Source organism: Halomarina salina (assembly GCF_023074835.1).
Classification (GTDB): Archaea; Halobacteriota; Halobacteria; order Halobacteriales; family Haloarculaceae; genus Halomarina; species Halomarina salina.
The window spans coordinates 1278647-1297611 of record NZ_JALLGW010000001.1; the positions used below are offsets into that span (position 1 = coordinate 1278647).

At 70.0% G+C, this 18965-nt stretch carries 22 protein-coding genes; 9 read left to right on the forward strand and 13 right to left on the reverse strand.

The window, feature by feature from the left end; genetic code table 11:
• Positions 1-37 precede the first annotated feature (37 nt).
• Positions 38-430 (reverse strand): hypothetical protein, encoded by a 393-nt coding sequence (locus tag MX571_RS06535; RefSeq protein WP_247414780.1) that lies wholly within the window; start codon positions 428-430, stop codon positions 38-40.
• A gap of 157 nt (positions 431-587) precedes the next feature.
• Here MX571_RS06535 and MX571_RS06540 point away from each other — a divergent pair, with 157 nt between their 5' ends.
• On the forward strand, positions 588-1253 hold the full coding sequence (locus MX571_RS06540) for a potassium channel family protein (RefSeq protein ID WP_247414781.1): 666 nt from the start codon (positions 588-590) through the stop codon (positions 1251-1253).
• Positions 1254-1684: 431 nt separating this feature from the next.
• Positions 1685-2551 (forward strand): dihydrodipicolinate synthase family protein, encoded by an 867-nt coding sequence (locus tag MX571_RS06545; protein WP_247414782.1) that lies wholly within the window; start codon positions 1685-1687, stop codon positions 2549-2551.
• 40 nt (positions 2552-2591) lie between these two features.
• On the opposite strand, the gene MX571_RS06550 is transcribed toward MX571_RS06545, so the two are convergent.
• On the reverse strand, positions 2592-3341 hold the full coding sequence (locus MX571_RS06550) for a TOBE domain-containing protein (protein ID WP_247414783.1): 750 nt from the start codon (positions 3339-3341) through the stop codon (positions 2592-2594).
• A gap of 153 nt (positions 3342-3494) precedes the next feature.
• Between MX571_RS06550 and MX571_RS06555 the strand changes: the two genes are divergently transcribed.
• The 4 genes from MX571_RS06555 (at position 3495) to MX571_RS06570 (ending at position 7518) form a co-directional block, all read left to right on the forward strand.
• Complete coding sequence (locus MX571_RS06555; RefSeq protein ID WP_247414784.1) at positions 3495-4577, forward strand: extracellular solute-binding protein; 1083 nt, start codon at positions 3495-3497, stop codon at positions 4575-4577.
• 36 nt (positions 4578-4613) lie between these two features.
• The gene (locus MX571_RS06560; RefSeq protein ID WP_247414785.1) at positions 4614-5873 is read left to right on the forward strand and encodes an ABC transporter permease; all 1260 of its coding nucleotides are present in this window, start codon (positions 4614-4616) and stop codon (positions 5871-5873) included.
• Positions 5870-6829: an ABC transporter ATP-binding protein gene (locus MX571_RS06565; RefSeq protein WP_247414786.1), complete on the forward strand. Its 960-nt coding sequence runs from the start codon at positions 5870-5872 to the stop codon at positions 6827-6829. Before MX571_RS06560 ends, MX571_RS06565 begins: the two co-directional genes overlap by 4 nt.
• A gap of 176 nt (positions 6830-7005) precedes the next feature.
• Positions 7006-7518: a DUF7384 family protein gene (locus MX571_RS06570; RefSeq protein WP_247414787.1), complete on the forward strand. Its 513-nt coding sequence runs from the start codon at positions 7006-7008 to the stop codon at positions 7516-7518.
• Between the two features lie 22 nt (positions 7519-7540).
• Here MX571_RS06570 and MX571_RS06575 read toward each other — a convergent pair whose 3' ends face one another.
• A complete protein-coding gene (locus MX571_RS06575) occupies positions 7541-8197 on the reverse strand; it encodes a non-canonical purine NTP pyrophosphatase (RefSeq protein WP_247414788.1) in 657 nt (218 codons plus the stop codon).
• 176 nt (positions 8198-8373) lie between these two features.
• Complete coding sequence (locus tag MX571_RS06580) at positions 8374-8637, reverse strand: DUF5808 domain-containing protein (RefSeq protein ID WP_247414789.1); 264 nt, start codon at positions 8635-8637, stop codon at positions 8374-8376.
• An 87-nt stretch (positions 8638-8724) separates the two neighbouring features.
• Here MX571_RS06580 and MX571_RS06585 point away from each other — a divergent pair, with 87 nt between their 5' ends.
• From MX571_RS06585 to MX571_RS06595, 3 genes are all read left to right on the forward strand, one after another.
• Positions 8725-9948, forward strand: a complete 1224-nt coding sequence (locus tag MX571_RS06585) for a CDP-glycerol glycerophosphotransferase family protein (protein ID WP_247414790.1) — start codon at positions 8725-8727, stop codon at positions 9946-9948.
• Between the two features lie 96 nt (positions 9949-10044).
• Positions 10045-10920, forward strand: a complete 876-nt coding sequence (locus tag MX571_RS06590; RefSeq protein WP_247414791.1) for a glycerophosphodiester phosphodiesterase — start codon at positions 10045-10047, stop codon at positions 10918-10920.
• A gap of 250 nt (positions 10921-11170) precedes the next feature.
• Entirely contained in the window at positions 11171-12730 is a 1560-nt protein-coding gene (locus MX571_RS06595) for an HAD-IIA family hydrolase (RefSeq protein WP_247414792.1), read from the forward strand.
• A gap of 45 nt (positions 12731-12775) precedes the next feature.
• Here the strand turns inward: MX571_RS06595 and MX571_RS06600 are convergent, their stop codons facing one another.
• The 9 genes from MX571_RS06600 to MX571_RS06640 all read right to left on the reverse strand — a co-directional run bounded on the left by MX571_RS06600 (position 12776) and on the right by MX571_RS06640 (position 18717).
• On the reverse strand, positions 12776-14470 hold the full coding sequence (locus MX571_RS06600) for a bifunctional N(6)-L-threonylcarbamoyladenine synthase/serine/threonine protein kinase (protein WP_247414793.1): 1695 nt from the start codon (positions 14468-14470) through the stop codon (positions 12776-12778).
• Between the two features lie 5 nt (positions 14471-14475).
• On the reverse strand, positions 14476-14622 hold the full coding sequence (locus MX571_RS06605) for a 30S ribosomal protein S27ae (protein WP_247414794.1): 147 nt from the start codon (positions 14620-14622) through the stop codon (positions 14476-14478).
• Between the two features lies 1 nt (position 14623).
• A complete protein-coding gene (locus tag MX571_RS06610) occupies positions 14624-14944 on the reverse strand; it encodes a 30S ribosomal protein S24e (RefSeq protein WP_247414795.1) in 321 nt (106 codons plus the stop codon).
• 93 nt (positions 14945-15037) lie between these two features.
• The gene (locus MX571_RS06615) at positions 15038-15535 is read right to left on the reverse strand and encodes a hypothetical protein (protein WP_247414796.1); all 498 of its coding nucleotides are present in this window, start codon (positions 15533-15535) and stop codon (positions 15038-15040) included.
• Positions 15536-15705: 170 nt separating this feature from the next.
• Positions 15706-16230, reverse strand: coding sequence for a GTP-dependent dephospho-CoA kinase family protein (locus MX571_RS06620; protein WP_247414797.1), 525 nt, complete (start codon positions 16228-16230; stop codon positions 15706-15708).
• Between the two features lie 52 nt (positions 16231-16282).
• Complete coding sequence (gene spt4 / locus MX571_RS06625) at positions 16283-16480, reverse strand: transcription elongation factor subunit Spt4 (protein ID WP_247414798.1); 198 nt, start codon at positions 16478-16480, stop codon at positions 16283-16285.
• A 2-nt stretch (positions 16481-16482) separates the two neighbouring features.
• Entirely contained in the window at positions 16483-17049 is a 567-nt protein-coding gene (locus MX571_RS06630; protein WP_247414799.1) for a DNA-directed RNA polymerase, read from the reverse strand.
• A 2-nt stretch (positions 17050-17051) separates the two neighbouring features.
• Positions 17052-17408, reverse strand: a complete 357-nt coding sequence (locus tag MX571_RS06635; RefSeq protein ID WP_368409041.1) for a type II toxin-antitoxin system VapC family toxin — start codon at positions 17406-17408, stop codon at positions 17052-17054.
• A gap of 28 nt (positions 17409-17436) precedes the next feature.
• A complete protein-coding gene (locus MX571_RS06640) occupies positions 17437-18717 on the reverse strand; it encodes a translation initiation factor IF-2 subunit gamma (protein ID WP_247414801.1) in 1281 nt (426 codons plus the stop codon).
• Positions 18718-18965 lie beyond the last annotated feature (248 nt).

Consider the following 18965-nt stretch of genomic DNA (forward strand, 5'->3'; position numbering starts at 1 on the left):
AGCGAGTGTCGGCCCTATCGGACGCGGCAGAGCGCCGTCACGGCCAGCTGAGCCCCGGCAGGCGCGAGAGGACGCCGCCGTGGGCGAACGGTGAGTCGTGGAACGTCAGCAGTTCCGGGGTCCCGAGGTCGTCGAGCAGGTCGACGAACGCCGTCCGACCGACGCCGCTGTCGTAGTCCGTGACGCTCCACGGCGGCCACAGCGTGAGGCGCTCGAACCCCCGCGTCGGGTCGTGGCGGACGTAGACGTCCGCGAGGCCGTCCCGGCCGACGAGACAGAGGTCGCCGTCCGCGACCCGGAGCGCCTCCGCGAGGTCGGCCCCCGCGACGGCGTCGAGGTCGTCGCGCTGGACGGCCTCCCAGACGGTCCGACACGCCCGCTGGTCGGAGCAGTCGAGGAGGAGTTGCCGGACGGTCGAGTCCCCTGACATGGGCGTCCACTGGGACGAGACCAGCATAAACCGTCGGGTCGGTTCGGTAGCGACGCGAGACCGGGCGACGGACCCGGTGCGACGGCGACACCGACGGCGGCGAATCGGGTGACGACTCGGGGTCATCCTTTTTACCACGGGCGTGGGAGGGAGACACATGAAGTTCGTCATCGCCGGCTACGGGCGCGTCGGGATTCGGACCGCGGACATCCTCGGCTCGGAGGGCCACGAGGTCTCCATCGTCGACAACGACCCCGAGAAGATAGAACGCGCTACTTCGGAGGGGTTCGACGCCTACTTCGGCGAGGGTGACGACGAGGAGGTGCTCCGCGAGGCGGGACTGGAGACCGCGGACGCGCTGGGTGGGCTGACGGGCGACCTGAACGTCAACCTGAGCGCGTGCGTCATCGGCGACGCCTACGACTGTCGGACGGTCATGCGCATCGACGACGACTACCACGCCGACATCTACGAGAAGTACGCCGCGGAGGTCGACGAGGTCATCTACCCCGAGCGACTCGGCGCGGCGGGGGCGAAGACGGCGCTGCTCGGCGGCGACTTCGACGTGCTCGGCGACCTCACCGAGAGCCTCTCGGCGGCGAGCGTCGTCGTCGACGAGGGAGCGTCGGTCGTCGGCCAGCGCGTCGTCGAGGTGGACGTGCCCGACGGCGTGCTCATCTACGCCCACGGCAGCGCGAACGAACCGATGACCATCCCGCTGCCCCAGACCGAGATCGGCGTCGGCGACGAGGTCGCGTTCATCGCCGAACCGGACCTCGTCGCGTCGGTGCGAGCGCAGTTCAGCGGCGAGGAAGCGGCCTGAAGGCCGCGGCGCGTCGCCGGTGACCGACGCGGTTCTGGTCAGAGGAGCGGGAACGCCGTAGACACTGATTCGCGCGAGTCGACACTCCGACGGGGGCGTGAAGGTGAAAGGGAGTCGACGGTGGAAGGGGAGTCGAAGGTGGAAGTGAACGGCGCGTGCCCGTGACGCGCCCAGGGACGTTGTGTGCCCTGTAAACGCCGGGCGCGCGGTGGGGAGGATGGGGACGAGACCGCAGCGCGCGCCCGGTTCGGGCATACACCGGTCAGGACTTAAATCCGCGTCAGACGCGCGTATGCCGCTTCTCAGTCGACGCACGAACCGCACGACGACGCTGCCGCGAGCGGGGAGTTATTGGGGCGTGTGTGCCTCGAACTGTCAGACGTGTCATACGAGTGGGGGAGATTGAAGCGACCGCCCCTCGACGTCGTCGTATGCACGGTACTGGTGCACCGGTAGTGACGCCGTTCGACGAGTCCGGAGCGGTCGACGAGGCCGCGCTGCGGGAGACTGTCGAGTGGCAGGAGGCGCGCGGTATCGACTTCCTCGTCCCGTGTGGCTCGACGAGCGAGGCCCCGCTCATGACGCCGGACGAACGCGCCCGCGTCACCGAAGTCGTCTGTGACGCCGCGAGCGGTCCGGTGCTGGCGGGAACGGGCCACGCGGGACTGGCCGCGACGAAGGACCAGACCGAACGCGCGTCCAAGGCGGGGGCCGACGGCGCACTGGTCGTCACCCCGTTCTACTTCGACCACGGCCCCGAGACGATGCGCCGTTACTACGAGGCCGTCGCCGACGCCAGTCCGATTCCCGTCTACCTCTACAGCGTCCCGGTGTTCACGGACGTCGCGCTCGACCCGGACACCGTCGAGTCGCTGGCGACCCACTCGAACGTCCACGGGATGAAGGATTCGAGCGGGGACATCGGGACCTTCCAGCGCCTCCGGGACCGGACGCCCGACGACTTCGACCTGTTCGTGGGGAGCGGGAGCGTCTACGCGCCGGCGCTCGACGCGGGGGCCGACGGGAGCATCACGTCGCTCGCGAACCTCGTCCCCGAGGCGGCCAGCGAGGTGTACGAGACGCACGCGGAGTACGGGGCAGAGGCCCGCGAGCTGAGCGCGGCGCTGGTCGAACTGAACGTCGCCGTCACCGAGACGTACGGGATACCGGGGCTGAAGGCGGCGATGCGCGACCGGGGCGCGCCAGCGGGCTACCCCCGGTCGCCGTTCGAGGACGTGGACGACGAGACGCGAGAGCAACTGACGGAACTCGTCGACGACGTCCTCGTGCTGGTCTGAGGCGGGTCGCCGGAGCCGTCGTCCGACCGTCGTTGCGACGTCACCGCTCGGGTGCGGGCGTCGCCCGCGTCGCCGTCGCCTTCAGCGTCGCGACGACCCGACTCCCTGGCTCCAGTCCGAGTCGGTCGACGCTGTCGACGGTGACCAGTGCCGCGAGGGTAGGCTCTTGCTCAGCGTCGCCGTCCGTGTCGTCGCTCGCTTCGCTCTCCACGTCGCCGCTGTCAGTCTCCGCCTCGACGGAGACCGTGACCAGTGCGACGGCCTCGCCACGGTCGACGCCCGTCACCCGCGCCTCGAACCGGTTGCGTGCGCTCGTCCCACCCGCTGCGGGAGCGTCGTCCGGGGCGTGGAGCGTGACGCTGTCGGCGCGAATCGTGACCTGCACGCGGTCGGTCTCCGGTGCGAGCGCCCGCATTCGCCCGGCGGCCGTCTCGACGGTGGCGAGTTCGCCGTCGCGGTCGACGACGCGGCCCGTCAGGATGGTCTCCTCGACGGCCGCCGTCCCGGAGAGCGCGCTCTGGAGTCGGTCGAACCGGGCGAGCAGGTCGCGGGCGTTCTCGGTGAGGTGACTCCCACCGCCGCCGGCACCGCCGCGCTGACGCTCGACCAGCGGCCCGAACGCAGCCTCCAGGTCGTCGAGTCGCTCGTGAGCGCGGGCGTACGACCGGCCGAGGGCGCTCGCCGCGGCGTTGAGCGACCCCTGCTCGTCGACCGCACGCAGGAGCGTCGCGTCGCGCTCGTCGAACGTCGTCCCGGCCTCGCGGAGTCGAGCGTCGAACCCCGGGTCCATGGCCGAACTGCGTCGTCCTGGGGGAAAAACCACCCGGCGCGACCGACGGGCCGGGGTGGCTGTCGGCCCGCTGCCGACGGTCAGTCGTGACTGTCGGCCCGTCGTGACCGTCGCAACCGTTAAGCGACTCCTCCGAGAACCACCGATATACCGATGAGGGAACAACGGACGGCGACCCGTCGCCGCGTGCTGGAGGCGGCCGGCACTGTGGGCCTCGCGAGCGTCGCCGGACTCGCTGGCTGTCTCGGCGGTGCCGCGCCGCAGGGTGAGACCGAGAGTCTGGCCAGTGGAGCCGGGACGGGGTCCGACAGTACGAGCGGCCGCGGCGGACGGGACTCGCTGACCGTGTTCCACGCCGGGAGCCTCTCGCCGCCGTTCTCGGCCGTCGAGGACGCGTTCGAGGCCGAACGCGGGGTCGCGGTCGACCGCGAGCCGAAGGGGTCGGTCGGGTCGACGAAGAAGGTGACCGAGCAGGGCCGTTCGGCGGACGTCCTCGGCGTCTCCGACTACCGGCTGCTGCGCGACGTGCTCGTCCCGGAGTTCGGCGACTGGTACGCCATCTTCGCCACGAACGCCCTCACCATCGCCTACACCGACGACTCGACCGGGGCCGACGAGATCGGTCCCGACAACTGGTGGGAGGTGCTCGCCCGCGACGACGTCACGTTCGCCCACAGCGACCCCGCCGTGGACCCGAACGGCTACCGGTCGGTGATGGCGATGCAACTCGGCGCGGTCGAGTTCCGGGGCGAACGCCTGTTCGACGAGTCCACCTCGAAAGCACTCCGCGAGAAGGCGCTCGTCCCCACCGGAACCGAGACGGAGCTGTTCGGACAGCTCCGGTCGGGGAAGCTGGACTACGCCTGGCAGTACCAGTCGGCGGAGGCGAGCCGGGACGTGAACACCGTCGACCTCCAGCCGGCGGTCGACCTCTCGGAGGCATCAGCCGAGTACGCCGACCACTACGCGAACGCCGCGGTCGAGGCCGGCGGCACCACCTACACCGGCGCGCCCATCGCCTACGGCGTCGCCGTCCCGGGTACCGCCGAGGCTCCCGACCTCGGCCGGGAGTGGGTCGAGTTCCTCGTCTCGGAGCCGGGACGCGAGATACTGGCCGAAAACGGGTTCTCGCCGGTCGCCCCGGCCGTCGTCCCGTCGTCGGTCGAGGGCGCGGTCCCCGAGAACGTGCTGGCGCACGCCGAAGCGCGCGAGACGCTCGGCCCGCTCCGGTTGTGAGATGAGACGGACGGCAGCGCCGACGAGGTGTGGGAGATGACCGCGACGGCCACCGGGAGTGGTGGGGCGGGGTTCCTCGGTCGCGGGTCGGTCGTGCTCGGCGTCCTCGCGGTCCAGGTCGTCGCGTTCGTCGCGGCGTACGCCGTCGACCGCCCGACGCTGTACGCGCTGTTCGCGCTCGGGAGCGCCGCCGCTCTGGTCGGGGTACAGGCCGGGTGGCGCGGGTTCGCAGCGGCTCTCGTCGGGACGGCCCTCGCGGGCCTCGTCGGCCAGCAGTTCGGGAGCGTCTGGATTCTCGTCGCGGGTCCGGTCGCACTGACGGCGGCCGTCGGGCCGACGCTGGCGGGCGACGCGTGGCGCGGCCTCGCGTTCGCCGTCGGCGGGACGGCCGTGCTCGCCGCCGCCGCGTCGCTGCTCGGGTCGCTCGTCCTCCTGGTGGCCGGCCCCGTCGTCCTCGCCGCGACCGTCGTCAGCGTCGACGGCGAGTGGGTCGGCGTCGCCGGGGCGACCCTCGGCACCGTGTTGCTCGTGGCGCTCGGACTCCCGCTGGCGCTGTTCGTCGCCGACCAGAACCCCGACCTCGTCGTCGAGCAGGCGCTCGACCCGGCGGTCCACACGATGCTCTATCTGACCGTCTACGCCCCGCTGCTGGCGGCGCTGTTCACGCTCGCCGTCGGCGTCCCGCTGGCGTACCTGCTGGCGAAGGGGTTCCCCGGCCAGAGCCTCGTCGAGACGCTCGTCGACCTCCCGCTGGTGGTTCCCCACTCTGTCGCGGGACTGCTCGTCCTGTTCGGCTTCGGCGAGGGGGCGGTGTTCCCCGACCTCCCGATTCTGGGGGCGATGCCGGGGCTGATTCTGGCGATGGCGTTCGTCAGCGCGCCGTTCGCGGTCAACGTCGCCCGCGAGGCGTTCGAGTCCGTCGACGCCCGACTGGAGTACGCCGCGCGGGTCCACGGCGCGTCGGGTGCGGACGCGTTTCGGCGCGTGACGCTCCCGCTGGCCGGTCGGGGCATCGTCACCGGCGGCCTGCTGGCGTGGGCGCGGGCGGTCTCCGAGTTCGGCGCGGTGGCCGTCGTCGCGTACAACGTCCGGTTCGACTTCCCTCTCCCGATAATCGGGACGCGGGAGACGAGCAGCCACGCGCCGGTCTACGTCTTCCAGACGTACACCGGCGGGTCGCTCGCCGAGTCGAACGCGGTCGGCTTCCTCCTGCTCGTGGTGAGTCTCTGTCTCTTCCTGGCCGTGCGGTGGCTGGCGTACGGCGGCGAGAGCGCCGCGTCGAGGGCGATGCCGTGAGCCTCGACGCCACCGTTCGGACGACGTTCACCGCGCCCGGTGCCGAGCCGTTCGTCGTCGACGCCGACCTCACCGTGCCGGACGGCGAGACGCTCGTCGTCCTCGGCCCCAGCGGGAGCGGGAAGACGCTCGTCCTCGAGACGGTCGCCGGCCTCCACGAGAACGGCGGTAACGTCGCACTCGACGGCCGCGACCTGACGGGCCTGCCTCCGGAGAAACGCGGGTTCGGCTTCGTCTTCCAGGACTACGCGCTGTTCCCGCACATGACCGTCCGGGAGAACGTCGCGTTCGGGACGCGCTACCGCGACACCGCACGCGACCCCGACGACCTGCTCGACTCGCTGGGCGTCGCCCACCTCGCCGAGCGCACGCCGCGGACGCTCTCCGGGGGCGAAGCCCAGCGCGTCGCCCTGGCCCGAGCGCTCGCGGTCGACCCGCAGGCGCTCCTCCTCGACGAACCGCTGTCGGCGCTGGACGTGCCGACCCGCGAGTCACTGCGCCGGGACCTCGCGGGCGTCCTCGACGGCGTGACGGCCGCGTACGTCACCCACGACCGGACGACGGCGCGGGCGCTGGCCGACCGCGTCGCCGTGATGCGCGACGGGAGGGTCGTCCAGACGGGCACCGTCGAAGCGGTGTTCGAGCGCCCCGCGACGTCGTTCGTCGCGCGGTTCACCGGCGCGAACGTGCTCCCCGCGTCGCTGGTCGGGGATGGCGACGAGCAGACCGGAGGCGAGTCGCGGTCGGTCGCCGTCCGTCCCGAACACGTCCGTCTCGACGGTGGCACCCTGAGGGCGACGGTGCGGAGCGTCGTCCGCGAGGACGGCGCGACGCGCGTCACGCTCGCCGCCGACGGCGTCGAGTTCGCCGCGTACACCGACGACCCGCCTCGGGTGGGGGCGTCCGTCGGGGTCTCGGTCCCCGAGGAGCGACGCGTCGTGCTGGACGACGCCTGACCCTCGCGTGCGGTGCCGACGGGCAGACCTGGCGTGCGCGGACGACCGGAGTGACTTTTCCTCGGGCCGTCCCAGTGAGCGTATGGAGTCGTGGGCGGCGCTGTTCGAACGGGCGGCCGAGTTCGGGGTCGACGAGGGCGAGGTACGGGAGACGCTCGACGCACTCCGGGACGACGATGAGTGACGAAGCGGCCGGTGCCGGTGAGAAGAGCGGGCCGCCCGAGAGCGTCCACGCCACCCGCGTCGTCGCGGACGCCGACGTGCTGGCGGCGGACCTGCTCGTCGGTGGGCCGTCGCGGGAGGCGCTGGACCTCGTCAGAGCGCACTCGTGGGTCGACCTCGTGGCGAGCGACGCGCTCCTCGCCGACGCCGAGGCGGTCGTCGCGGACCTCGCCGACGGGTCGCTGGCCGCCGACTGGCGCGAGCGGTGTGAAGACCTCCGCGTGGTCGTCGACCATCCCGACGGCGACCACCCGGCCGTCGCCTCGGCGCACCACGGCGACGCCGCCCACCTCCTCTCGCTGGACGAGGGTCTCCAGAGCGCGAGGGCGGGAGCGGCTATCCACGCTCACGTCGAGACGAGCGTGAAAGCGCCCGACGCGTTCGTCGCGCTGTTCGACCCCGAGTCGCTGTACCCGGCGCTGTTCGACGCGCCGTATCCGGGGCCGGACCGCGACCCGCGAGGGTAGTCGTCCCAGTTCGCTCCGGTCGCTACCGTTCGGCGTAGAACTCTGCGAACGTGGCCAGTGCCCGACCACGGTGGGAGATGGCGTTCTTCTCGGCGGCGCTCATCTCCGCGAGCGTCGTCCCGTCGTGCTCGAAGATGGGGTCGTAGCCGAACCCGCCCTCACCACGTGGTTCGACGATGCGCCCGCGGACTCGCCCCTCGAACAGTTTCACGGGGACGTCCCCGGCAACGACGGAGTCGGTGGTGCTGGCCGTCGCGCGGTCGTCGGCCGAGAGGTCGTGACCCCGTCGGTCGCCGTAGTCGACGGCGTCGGGCGTCGCCGCGAAGTCCTCGCCGTCGCAGTACGCGATGGTGCACTTGAACTGCGCCCGTGGCGTCTCGCCGGTCTCTTCGGCCCGGTCGCGCGCGAGGTCGCCCACTCGCTCGACGCCCAGCGTCTCCTCGACGTACGCGGAGTACGGGCCGGGGAAGCCGTCGAACCCGTCGACGAACAGTCCCGCGTCGTCGACGAGGACGGGGTCACCGACGTGAGCGTACGCCTCCCGCGCGCCGCGGGCCGCGATGGGCCCGAGGTCGTCGGCCTGGACCTCGGTGTAGTCGAAGTCGACCGCCCGGACCTCGTCGAGGTACTCCTCGGCCTCGCGGACCTTCCCCTCGTTCGTCGTCACGTAGTGGAGCATACGCGCCCTGCGGTCGGGGGGAGAAAAGCGGCGTCGATAGCCGACGCCCCCGACGCGGTCGACGTGCGCCGGGACGGTTCCCGCCGGCGGCGACGCTCGGCGGTGGCCGGTGGTCGACGAAGTAGAAGTACAGCGACGTACGCGTTCGGTCGCGTCCTGCCCGTCTCTCGGCGGCGTCAGTCGACGATGACTTCGACGGGTTCGTCCTCGGGCATCTCGTCCTCGCCGCGGCGCTCGGTGTACAGGAGGACGCCGGCGACGGCGAGGACGACCCACGCCCGCCAGTTCGAGAGGTTGAGGGTGTAGCCGATGCCGAACGGCTTCTCGACCAGCATCCCTTCGCCGGGCTGCCAGTACGAGGAGAACATCCGTCCGATGCTCGGCCGTTCGAAGTTGTACGGGACCCCGAATATCTCGCCAGTCTGTGACCTGTCTGCCATGGCGGCGTTACGGTGGGCGACGTTAAACCGTTTGCCACGAGCGCCGCGGGCGACGACCTACTTATTCACGCGTCACCTCTATAGGGTATGGCTGCCCGCCGCCGACGTTGGCTGGAGTACGCCCTCACTAGCATCGGCTCCCTCACCGTCCTCCTCGGCTGTCTCGGACACGCACTGACCGCCCGTCTCACCCGAATCCTCGGCCGGGACGACGACTGCTGGGTGTTCGGCGCACGGCGGGGGAGTGGGTTCGTCGACAACAGCCGCTACCTCTTCGAGTACGTCGCCGAGGAGCGCCCGGAGGTACGGGCGGTGTGGCTCTCGACGGACCCCGAGACCGTCGCCACCGTTCGCGAGCGAGGCTACGAGGCGTACCACGCGCGTTCGCTCAGGGGACGCTGGCTGACGCTCCGGTCCGGCTGTGTCGTCGTCACGCACGGTCTGCGCGACGTGTCGCTGGCGCTGACCGGCGGCGCGTTCGTGGCGAACCTGTGGCACGGCGTCCCCCTGAAGACCATCGGGTTCGACGCGGAGCTGGGCGAGCAGTCCTGGCTCCGCCGCCGTGCCCACCGCTTCGTCGCTGCTCGGAACGACCTCGTCGTCTCCCCGTCGCCGATGGCCGTCCACCAGATGGCGACCGGGCTGGGGGTTCCCCGCGACCGGGTTCGGGTCCTGCCGTACCCGCGCTACGACCCGCTCGTCGTCCCCGAGGCGGTGGAAGGGGGCACCGTGGACGCCGACGCCCACGAACGCCTCGCGGAACTCCGTGCCGAGGGCCGACTCGTCTTCTACGTCCCGACGTTCCGCGAGGAGGGAGCGGACCTCGGCGAGCGCGTCGACTTCGCCGCGCTGGACGGACTGCTGTGCGAGCAGGACGCCCACCTCGTCGTCAAACCCCATCCGTACGAACGGCTCGACCGAGCCACCGACCTCGACCGGGTCACGGTGCTCGACGCCGTGGACGACCTGTCGGCGGTGCTGCCGTTCGCGGACGTGCTGCTGACCGACTACTCGTCGGCGTTCGTCGACCACCTCCTCCTCGACCGACCGCAGGTGTTCTACGCTCCGGACCTCGACGAGTACCGCGCGGAACGGGGGTTCTACTACGACTACGAGTCGCTCGTTCCCGGCCCGGTCGCACCCGACGACGGGGAACTGGTGACGTCGCTGGAGGAGGCCCTGACCGAGGACCCGGACGCCTCGCGACGCCGTGCGCTTCGCGAGACGTTCCTGACGGACACCGGCGTGCGACCGTCGACGGTCGTCTTCGCGGCGATTCGGGCCGGACTCGACGACGGCGTGGTTACATAGCGCTCGGTACGTCACTCGACCACAGCGCTGGGACACGTAGTCGAACGTACATTAGATGGAGAAGATTAATATTCTGGACGTGTAAGGAGACACCAGATGCAGCGAGGCCGCTCGACGGCGGTACCGGAGTCGGTGGGAGAGTCCATCGCCACCAGCGGGACGGACGTCATCGCCCACCGTGGGTTCGCGGACGTCGCCCCCGAGAACACCCTCGCGGCGCTGGAACGTGCCACCGCGGCCGGGGACGAGGGACGACCGGCGATGGTCGAACTGGACGTGATGCCGTGTGCTAGCGGCGAACTCGTCGTGTTCCACGACGCGACACTCGACCGTCTCACGGACCCGCCCGCGGCGCTCGCCGGCCGGTCCGTCTGGGAGACGCCACTGGAGACGCTCCGCGGCCTCGACGTACTGGACAGCGGCGAGCCGATTCCACTCCTCCGCGAGGTGTTCGACGTGGTCCCACCCGACGTCGTGCTCAACGTCGAGTTGAAACACCCCGGCGTCCCGCCCGGGCCGACCGGTATGCTCACGCCGGAGGGCGTCGACCGGGAACGGGCACGCTGGCGACCGTTCGTCGAACGGGTCCTCGACGTCGCCGCCATCCACGACCACGACCTCCTGGTCTCCTCGTTCTTCGAGGGAGCCATCGCGGCGGTCCGGGACGTCGATCCGTCGGTTCCGGTGGCGAACGTGTTCCACGACGCCATCGAGGAGGGGTTCACCGTGGCCGACCGCCACGACTGCGAGGCGGTCCACGCGCCCTGGAACATGATCTACGGGACGCCCATGTTCAACGAGGAGTACGTCTCCGGACCGTTCGACTCCATCGACCTCGTGGGTCGCGCCCACGACGACGGGCGGGCGGTGAACGTCTGGACCGTCGAGACCGCAGAACAGGCCCGCTCCCTCCGCGACGCGGGCGTCGACGGCATCATGGTCGACGACCCGGCCGTCGTCGCGGAGAACTGACGCCCGGCCGGCCCGCCAGCTTTCGACACCCCGCCGATTCTCATCGGAGTCATTCACGAACGTTGTGTGGGGACGGGAACTGTGAGCGAGTATATGGAGATTGTCTCCGGATTTCCTGCCTTACTCCCGAATCTGACTCTCATCAGCGACTGATTATATCTATTTCTACGAATTCTCTATATAGCTGTATAGCAGGCCATATGCCTAAGGATACACATCCGTTTCGTCCGGGTGGAGGACGAGACCACACATGAACCACGCCGTCATCTTGGCCGCGGGTATCGGCTCGCGGCTTCGACCGATCACGTTGAGTGTTCCGAAGGGGTGCGTACCGGTCGCCGGGCGGCCGATTCTCGCCCACCAGCTACACGCCTACGCCGACGCGGGCGTCGAGAACGTCACCGTCGTCGCGGGCTACCTCGCCGACCAGACGCGGTCGTGCTGCCGGGCCGTCGCCGAGGAGCGCGACGACCTCTCGGTGAGCGTCGTCGAGAACGAACTGTACGCCAACACGAACAACCTCTACTCGCTCAACCTGCTCAGAGAGCGCCTGGCGGGCGAACCGTTCCTGCTCAGCAACGGCGACGTGGTGTTCGACCCGGAGGTCGTCGAGCGACTGCTCGCGGCCGACGGCAAGTCGGCCATCGCCTGCGACTACACGACGTACTCGGGCGAGGCGATGAAGGTGACCGTCGACGAGACCGACCACGTCGACCACATCGCCAAGGACGTCGAGCGAGGGGACGCCCACGCGACCTCCATCGACCTGTACCGCTTCTCCGGTGCGTTCTCGGCTCGCCTGTTCGACCGGGCCGAACGGCTGCTGGACGCGGAGTACGACGCGTGGACGGAGGTGGCCATCGACGACCTGCTCGACGAGTCGGCCGTCGTCCCGGCCAGTATCGGCGGGTCCGACTGGGTCGAGATCGACGACCACGACGACCTGCAGGTCGCGGACCGGACGTTCGGCGACGTCGCCCTCGACACGTTCGAGGCGGTGTTCTTCGACCTCGACGGCACGATCTACCTCGGCGACTCGCTGGTCGACGGCGCCGCGGAGGTCGTCGAGACGCTCCGCCGACGCGGCGTGAGCGTCTCCTTCCTGTCGAACAACTCCTCGGCGTGGAAGGACGACTACGTCGAGAAACTCGAGGCGCTGGGCATCGACGCGACGACCGACGACGTGGTACTGTCGACGGACGGCGTCATCGCCTACCTCGACGAACGGGACGCGGCCGAGACGTACGTCGTCGGCACCGACGCGATGCGCGACGCCATCGCCGACAGCGGGGTCCCCCTCGCAGCAGACGCGAGCGACGACCCGGAGTACGTCGTCGTCGGGTTCGACACCGACCTCACGTACGAGAAGGTCCGGGAGGCGACGCTCGCCATCCGGAACGGGGCGGAGTTCCTCCTCGCACACGGCGACACCGTCTGCCCGACGGCGGAGGGGTTCGTCCCCGACTGTGGCGCAATCGGTGCGCTCGTCGAGACGGCCGCCGGGCGCCCCCCGAAGCGCGTGTTCGGCAAGCCCGACCCGGAGATGCTGACGCACGTCCTCGCCGACGAGGGCCTTGACCCCGAGGACGTGGTGGTCGTCGGCGACCGACTGGAGACGGAGATTCGCCTCGCCGACACGCTCGGCTGTTCGTCGGTCTGCGTCCTGACGGGCGACGCATCGCGCACGGACGTCGCCACGAGCGAGGTCCAGCCGTCGGCGGTGGCCGTGACGGTCGGCGACCTCCGCGACTCGTTCCGAGGAGCGCCCAGGAGCGACGAGCGCGGTGAGTCCGTCAGCTACACCGACTGACGGCTCGCGTTGGAGGAGGGTAGACGTCGAACCGTTCGTCTCTTCTTACTGATACCGGCCACGGCCCTCGACGTCCCGCAGCTGCGCGAGCACCGCCTCGCCCGCGTCGCCGCCCGCCTCGCGGTACGCCGTCTCGAACGCGTCGAGCAGCGGCGCCGGTTCGTCGGCCGTCCCGACGACCGACCCCTCGAACACGTGGAGGTCCATCGCGTAGTCCTCGGCGTCGTCCGAGTGGTAGCCGAGGCCGAAGTCGACGAGCCACGTCCGCTCGCCCGTCCCGCCGTCGGGGTGGGTGCCGTCCTCCGCTCCCGTGCCGTCCGTCGGTCCAGCGCCGTCGGCCGCCGGGACCCTCACGTTCCGCGTCGTCGGGTCGCCGTGGACGAGCCCGGCGTCGTGCAGCGTCGCCAGGTGCCGACCGACGCTGGCGACGTGCGCCGGGTCGAGTCGGCCCGCGAGGTCCGTCCCGCCCACCCGTTCCATCGTGATGGCGGCGTCGCGCGGGTCCACGTCGCGGACGACGGGCGTCGAGACGCCCAGTTTGCGGGCGTCGTGGAGGAGGCGGGCCTCCGCCCGCGTGCGCTCGCGGCGGAGGCGAGCGTCGAGCGACGGGTGGCGGTACGTCTTCGGGTTCCGTGATTTTTCGACGACGTCGCCGAGCGTGACCGTCGCCTCGGCTCCGCGCTGGGTGGTCCCCTCGCGGAGCGCCGCGGTCCGCGACACGTCCTCGTCGCTGCGCCAGGTGACGGGCACGTCGTCGGGCCGCCAGTTCGGGCGCACACGGGAGTCCTCGACGGCAGTCGTGTCGCCCGCCGCGGCCATCGTCGCGCCGAGGACGGCTATCATCCCCGCGTTGTCCCTGAGGAACCGCGGCTCCGGGGCGTGGAACGACGCGCCGCGCTGGTCGCACATCTCGGAGAGCATCTCGCGAAGGCGACCGTTCTGGCCCACGCCGCCGCCGAGGACGAGTTCGTCGCTGCCCGTCAGCGACAGCGCCCGCTCTGCCACCTCGGTGAGCATCCCGAAGACGTGCTCCTGCAGCGAGAAGCAGACGTCCTCGACGGGTACTCCCTCGTCGACGGCCTGCTTCGCGGCGGACATGATGCCGGAGAAGGAGAACTCCATCCCCTTGACGACGTACGGCAGGTCGACGTACTCGCCGTCTTTCGCCGCCTCCTCGACCTTCGGGCCACCGGGATGCGACCAGTCGAGGTGGCGGGTGAACTTGTCGATGGCGTTGCCGACGCCGGTGTCCATCGTCTCGCCGAGCATCCGGTAGCGGCCGCCGTGGTAGCCGAGCAGGTGGGCGTTCGCGCCGCTGGCGTTCAGACAGACCGGCGAGGAGAACCCGGCCGACGCGCGCCCGATCTCGAGGTGGGCGAGCATGTGGTTGACGCCGACCAGCGGCACGTCAAGTCGCTGGGCGACGGTCCGGGCCGCGGTGGCGACGATACGGAGACAGGGGCCGAGCCCCGGTCCGCGAGAGAACGCGACGGCGTCGACCGGCGGACTCGGCGACTCGTCACCCTCCCGGTCGTCGGGTGCCGTTTCGCGGGCGTGGTCCAGCGCTTCGGCGACGACCTGCGGGACGGCCTCGCGCATGTGTTCGGCCGCCTCGCGCGGGTGGATGCCGCCGCTCTCTGGTTGGTAGGCGTCGGTGAAAATCCGCGTGGCGTCGGTCCCGGTGTCGTGGACGGCCGCGCTGGCCGCCCACGCGGTGCCTTCGATGCCGAGGACGCGCACGCTCCCTACTCGTCGTCCGTGTTCCACTCGGTGTAGCCGCACTTCCCGCAGTGGACGCGGTCGGAGTGCTCCGCGAGGAACGTGTCGCCACAGCGCGGGCAGGTCTGCTTGTCGGTGGTGCCGTCGTCGTTGTAGTAGGTGTTGCGTGCCATCTCAGGCCTCCTCTGCCTCGGCGTCGCCGTCGGCGTCCTCGTCGGCACCGATCTTGTTGCGGTCGAGCATGTACTCCTGCTCGACGTCGCTGGCTGCGTCGGCCGTCTCGTAGACCTTCGCGTAGCCGGCGGTCTTGCGCATGCCGAACTTCGTGTCGAGTTCGTGGACCACGACCTCGTCGGCGTCCTTGTTCAGTTTCGCGGCGAGCGAGTCGCGCACGGAGAGGCGCGACGGGGTCGCCTCGTCGTGGACGACCTCGAAGCGCACGTCGGAGCGGTGCAACATCGGGTTGCTCTCCTCCGAGATGACGTTGATTTCCATGGTTACGTTGTTCGACAATGCTCCTGTCGCGGCTAAAAGGATTTCGAGTCGGATAGCCCGCGAGGAGGACGGCCCTGCCAAGACGGCGACGCCCTACAGGAACAGGCGGATGTCGTCCAGCACGTCGTTGTCCTCCTCGTCCGGCAGGTCGAGTGTCGCGGGGTCGCGCCACGCGGCGGTCCAGTCGTGCCCGGCCTCCGGGTCGAGGTCGGTCGAGTCGACCGGTGAGGCGGCGAACACCACGTCGTGACTCGTCGTCTCCTCGCCGTCCTCGGAGCGATAGGTGCAGCGGCGAACCCGGCGGACGTCGTCGATGGTCGCCTCGACGCCGGTCGACGTCTCGACGATGTCGCGCGCCCCGGCCACGTAGTCGTCACCGGGGTCGACCACTGTGTAACACAGCGCCGGGAGGTCGACCGCCTCGTGTTCGAGGAGGCAGACGCGACCCGCATCGTCCGTGAGGCCCGCGATGGTCGTCCCCGCGGCGGACTCGAACAGGTCGTAGTGGTGCTGGTGGACTTCGGGGGATTTCTCGACGTACTCCACGTCGTCGCGGTCGCGCAGGGTCTCGGGGTCGGTGAGTGCGTCCATGGTGCGTGCGGTCACTCTCGACCCAGCCAGAAGTCGCCTGGAACGGCCGTCGAGAGCGCCGCCGCTATCGATTGCGTCAACTCGTAGAAGTATCCTCCGATTTTGTTTCGTCGGAGTTTTCTATGTAATAATTCGGATGCTGCCCACTTAACCGTTCCGGCGAGTGGGGGTCAGAGTCCGAGGACGTCGGCCGCACCGTCCCGGTCGCCCTCCATCTTCGCGAGGAACTCGCGCATCGCGGCACGGGTGTCCCCGTCGACGCGGACGTGGACCATCCCCTCGTCGGGTTGGCCGTAGACGACGCTCGCGCCGTCCGGTGCGACGGCGATGGCCGGGACCGCCGCGAGGTCCTCCTCGCCCTCGACGAGGATGAGCGTCGAGGTGTCGGTCTCCAGTGCGTCGGCGAGCGCCGCGAGGAGGTCCCGCGAGAGGGTCGCCGCGGGGTTCTCCACGTGGACGACGCTGTCGAACGCCTCGCTCTCGACGCGTTCGTCGGCGGGCAGCTCCGCCCGTTTCGTCTGGCCGTCGACCAGCGCGACGTCGGGGGTCGTCTCCCGCAGGAGGTGGTTCGTGACGACGTCGCCGACTGCCACGAGCGGCCGCCCCGCGTCGGTCAGCAGTTCCGCCGGGTCGGTGTGGAGCGGGCCGACCGGCTCCTTCAGTTCCGTCCGCAGGGCCTCCGGAAGCTGGAGCATCGTCAGGCCACCTCGGCCCGGTTCGTCCGGACGGCGGTGGCGCGGGCCACGGTCAGCGCACCTTCAGCGCGTACGCGCCGGGTTCGGTCACGCCCATCTCCTCGGCGATCTCGGAGCTCTCGGGGTGGGCGATGACGACGTAGCCCGCCCAGTCCTCGGTGAGCGAGGTCGAGCCACAGACCACACAGGACTGCTCCTCGCCGGCGTCCTGCACGCGGTGACACTCGCGGCAGACGAGTCGTGTCGCCATCCTCACTCACCCGCCGTGGCTTCCTGCTCGCGTTTCTCGCGGAGCCAGCCGTGCTTGCCGAGACCCGGCTGTTTCGCCGTCAGGCCGATCTTCGAGTCCCGCGGGTTGCGCTCGTCGATGCTCTTGGTGACGATGCGCGCCCGGACGGCGTCGCCGACGCCGAGCGTCTGGTTGGACTCGCGGGAGGCGAGCTGCTGGCCCTCCTCGTCGAACGCGAGGTACTCGTCGGAGATCTGGGAGACGTGGAGCAGCCCGTCGACGGGACCGATGCCGACGAACGCCCCGAAGTTGACGACCTCGACGACCTCCCCGTCGACGACCTCCTGCATGTCTGGGTCGAACGTGATGGCGTCGAACTCGGCCTGGTAGTAGACGCCCGGCTTCCCGGGGAGGACCGAGCCGTCGCCGATGTCGACGACGTCGACGACCGAGACGACGGAGCCGACCTGTTCGTCCATCCGGCCTTCGAGCTTGTCCTGCAGCAGTTCCTTCACCAACTGGTCGGACACGTCTGCGAGGAACCGTGGCGGCACCTCGACCGTGTCGCGGAGTCTGACCCTCTTGTACATGTTCAGTGGGTTGCGAGTTTGTTTCGGCCCCTTATACCGATTGCCTTGCCGGGAAGACGGTCACGGAGGGGGCCGTCTCTCGTGACCACGTACGCCACCGCGTCGCGCTCGGCCAGTTCGACCAGCGCGTCGTCGGCGTAGTCGGCGTCCGTCTCGACGACGCTACACCGCTCGACGAGGTCGCGGCCGACCGACGCGGCGGTCGCCTCCTTCCCGTTGCCGTCTGCGAGCTTCTCGAGTTCCATGACCACCGCACGCGGCGCGACGAGGTCGTACGCGCCTGCGCCGACGATGCGGTCGAGTTCGTCGAACACGCGCACGTCGCACTCGACCGGCATCATCAGCGCGCTGGTGTCCATGGCGACCTTCATGTCCCGTGTTCGTCCGTCACTCGGTGAGCGTCCCGACGCCGATGAGTCGCCAGCGCGTCCCCACGCGGCGGTTGATGGCTATCTTCGCGCCGACCTCGGCGCAGACGGGTCGCTTGAGGTTCACCTCGGCTTCATCCTCGCGAGCGCTCGTCACCGCGCCGACGGTTGTCGACGTCCCGACGGTGAGCATCAGCGGCTCGCCCGTCGATATCTCCTCGATCTCTTCGCCGTTGTCGAGCGGACCCTGTCCGCTCGACCCGCCCGCGGAGCCCTGGTTCACGCTGCCGACGAGTCGGTCGAGCAGTTCGACGTCCATCGTGAAGGAGTTCCACGTCGGCGGGAGACTGCCGGGCGGTCCGGCGACCTGCCCCGCCAGCGCGTCACCCTTCGTCAGCGACGGGTCGAGGCCCGTACCGACGCCGAGCAGACCGCCCGGTCCGACCTCGTCCACGATGTCGCCACCGGCCTGGAGCGAGCGGACGGTCGTCCGAATCTCGTGGTACTCGGCCTGGCCGCCCTCCTCGATACGGCGACCCGGCTGGAGTTCTATCTCGTCGCCCTTCTCCAGGCGGCCCTCGACGAGACTCCCTCCGAGGACGCCGCCCATCAGGTCCTCGAACGTCGTGCCGGGGCGGTTGATGTCGAACGAGCGGGCGACCTGCATCCGCGCGTCGGCGTCCGGGTCGCGCTCGGGCGTCGGAATCGCCTCCTCGATGGCCTGCATGAGGAGGTCCATGTTGACCTCCTGCTGGGCCGAGATCGGCACTACGGGTGCGTCCTCGGCGACGGTGCCCTCGACGAACTCCTGTATCTGTTCGTAGTTGTTCCGGGCCGTCTCGCCGTCGACGAGGTCGACCTTGTTCTGTGCGATGACGATGTTCTCGATGCCGATGATGTCGAGCGCCATCAGGTGCTCTGCGGTCTGTGCCTGTGGCACCGGTTCGTTGGCCGCCACGATGAGGACCGCGCCGTCCATCATCGACGCGCCCGAGAGCATCGTCGCCATCAGCGTCTCGTGACCGGGAGCGTCGACGAACGAGACGGTGCGAACGGGTTCGCTCTCCTCGCCGTTGTCGCACTCCTCGTCGACGGTGTAGCACTCCGGTTCGTCCATGCCAGGGCACCGACGGAACGTCGCGTCCGCGTACCCGAGGCGGATCGAGATTCCGCGCTTCATCTCCTCGGAGTGCTGGTCGGTCCACTCGCCGCTCAACGCCTGCACGAGCGTGGTCTTGCCGTGGTCGACGTGGCCGACCAGACCGATGTTCACCTCCGGTTGTCGGTGGTTCCCTGTCATATCGAGAGTAATACCGTGTAGTCCTGTCGTCGCGGATTTAAAGTTGCTGTTCTGGGGACCCGGCGGGTCCCCAGAATCAGTGAGACGAACGACAGTGAGTCTCACGTGATTCACGCGAAGAGCGAGTGGAACGAGCGATGAGTGTGAAATAGACCGGTCCGTAGAGCAGCCAGGACCGAAGGTCCCGCCCCGTTCTGGGGAGCGACCGAGCGAAGCGAGCGAGCGACCCAGAACCAGCGAGACGCGCC

Coding starts and splice junctions, on each gene's coding strand:
- spt4 (WP_247414798.1), bottom strand. CDS start 16,480: ATGGCGACACGACTCGTCTGCCGCGAGTGTCACCGCGTGCAGGACGCC.
- MX571_RS06615 (WP_247414796.1), bottom strand. CDS start 15,535: ATGGACGCACTCACCGACCCCGAGACCCTGCGCGACCGCGACGACGTG.
- MX571_RS06595 (WP_247414792.1), top strand. CDS start 11,171: ATGAACCACGCCGTCATCTTGGCCGCGGGTATCGGCTCGCGGCTTCGA.
- MX571_RS06610 (WP_247414795.1), bottom strand. CDS start 14,944: ATGGAAATCAACGTCATCTCGGAGGAGAGCAACCCGATGTTGCACCGC.
- MX571_RS06605 (WP_247414794.1), bottom strand. CDS start 14,622: ATGGCACGCAACACCTACTACAACGACGACGGCACCACCGACAAGCAG.
- MX571_RS06555 (WP_247414784.1), top strand. CDS start 3,495: ATGAGGGAACAACGGACGGCGACCCGTCGCCGCGTGCTGGAGGCGGCC.
- MX571_RS06640 (WP_247414801.1), bottom strand. CDS start 18,717: ATGACAGGGAACCACCGACAACCGGAGGTGAACATCGGTCTGGTCGGC.
- MX571_RS06635 (WP_368409041.1), bottom strand. CDS start 17,408: ATGGACACCAGCGCGCTGATGATGCCGGTCGAGTGCGACGTGCGCGTG.
- MX571_RS06630 (WP_247414799.1), bottom strand. CDS start 17,049: ATGTACAAGAGGGTCAGACTCCGCGACACGGTCGAGGTGCCGCCACGG.
- MX571_RS06535 (WP_247414780.1), bottom strand. CDS start 430: ATGTCAGGGGACTCGACCGTCCGGCAACTCCTCCTCGACTGCTCCGAC.
- MX571_RS06580 (WP_247414789.1), bottom strand. CDS start 8,637: ATGGCAGACAGGTCACAGACTGGCGAGATATTCGGGGTCCCGTACAAC.
- MX571_RS06560 (WP_247414785.1), top strand. CDS start 4,614: ATGACCGCGACGGCCACCGGGAGTGGTGGGGCGGGGTTCCTCGGTCGC.
- MX571_RS06550 (WP_247414783.1), bottom strand. CDS start 3,341: ATGGACCCGGGGTTCGACGCTCGACTCCGCGAGGCCGGGACGACGTTC.
- MX571_RS06585 (WP_247414790.1), top strand. CDS start 8,725: ATGGCTGCCCGCCGCCGACGTTGGCTGGAGTACGCCCTCACTAGCATC.
- MX571_RS06570 (WP_247414787.1), top strand. CDS start 7,006: ATGAGTGACGAAGCGGCCGGTGCCGGTGAGAAGAGCGGGCCGCCCGAG.
- MX571_RS06575 (WP_247414788.1), bottom strand. CDS start 8,197: ATGCTCCACTACGTGACGACGAACGAGGGGAAGGTCCGCGAGGCCGAG.
- MX571_RS06545 (WP_247414782.1), top strand. CDS start 1,685: ATGCACGGTACTGGTGCACCGGTAGTGACGCCGTTCGACGAGTCCGGA.
- MX571_RS06540 (WP_247414781.1), top strand. CDS start 588: ATGAAGTTCGTCATCGCCGGCTACGGGCGCGTCGGGATTCGGACCGCG.
- MX571_RS06620 (WP_247414797.1), bottom strand. CDS start 16,230: ATGCTCCAGCTTCCGGAGGCCCTGCGGACGGAACTGAAGGAGCCGGTC.
- MX571_RS06590 (WP_247414791.1), top strand. CDS start 10,045: ATGCAGCGAGGCCGCTCGACGGCGGTACCGGAGTCGGTGGGAGAGTCC.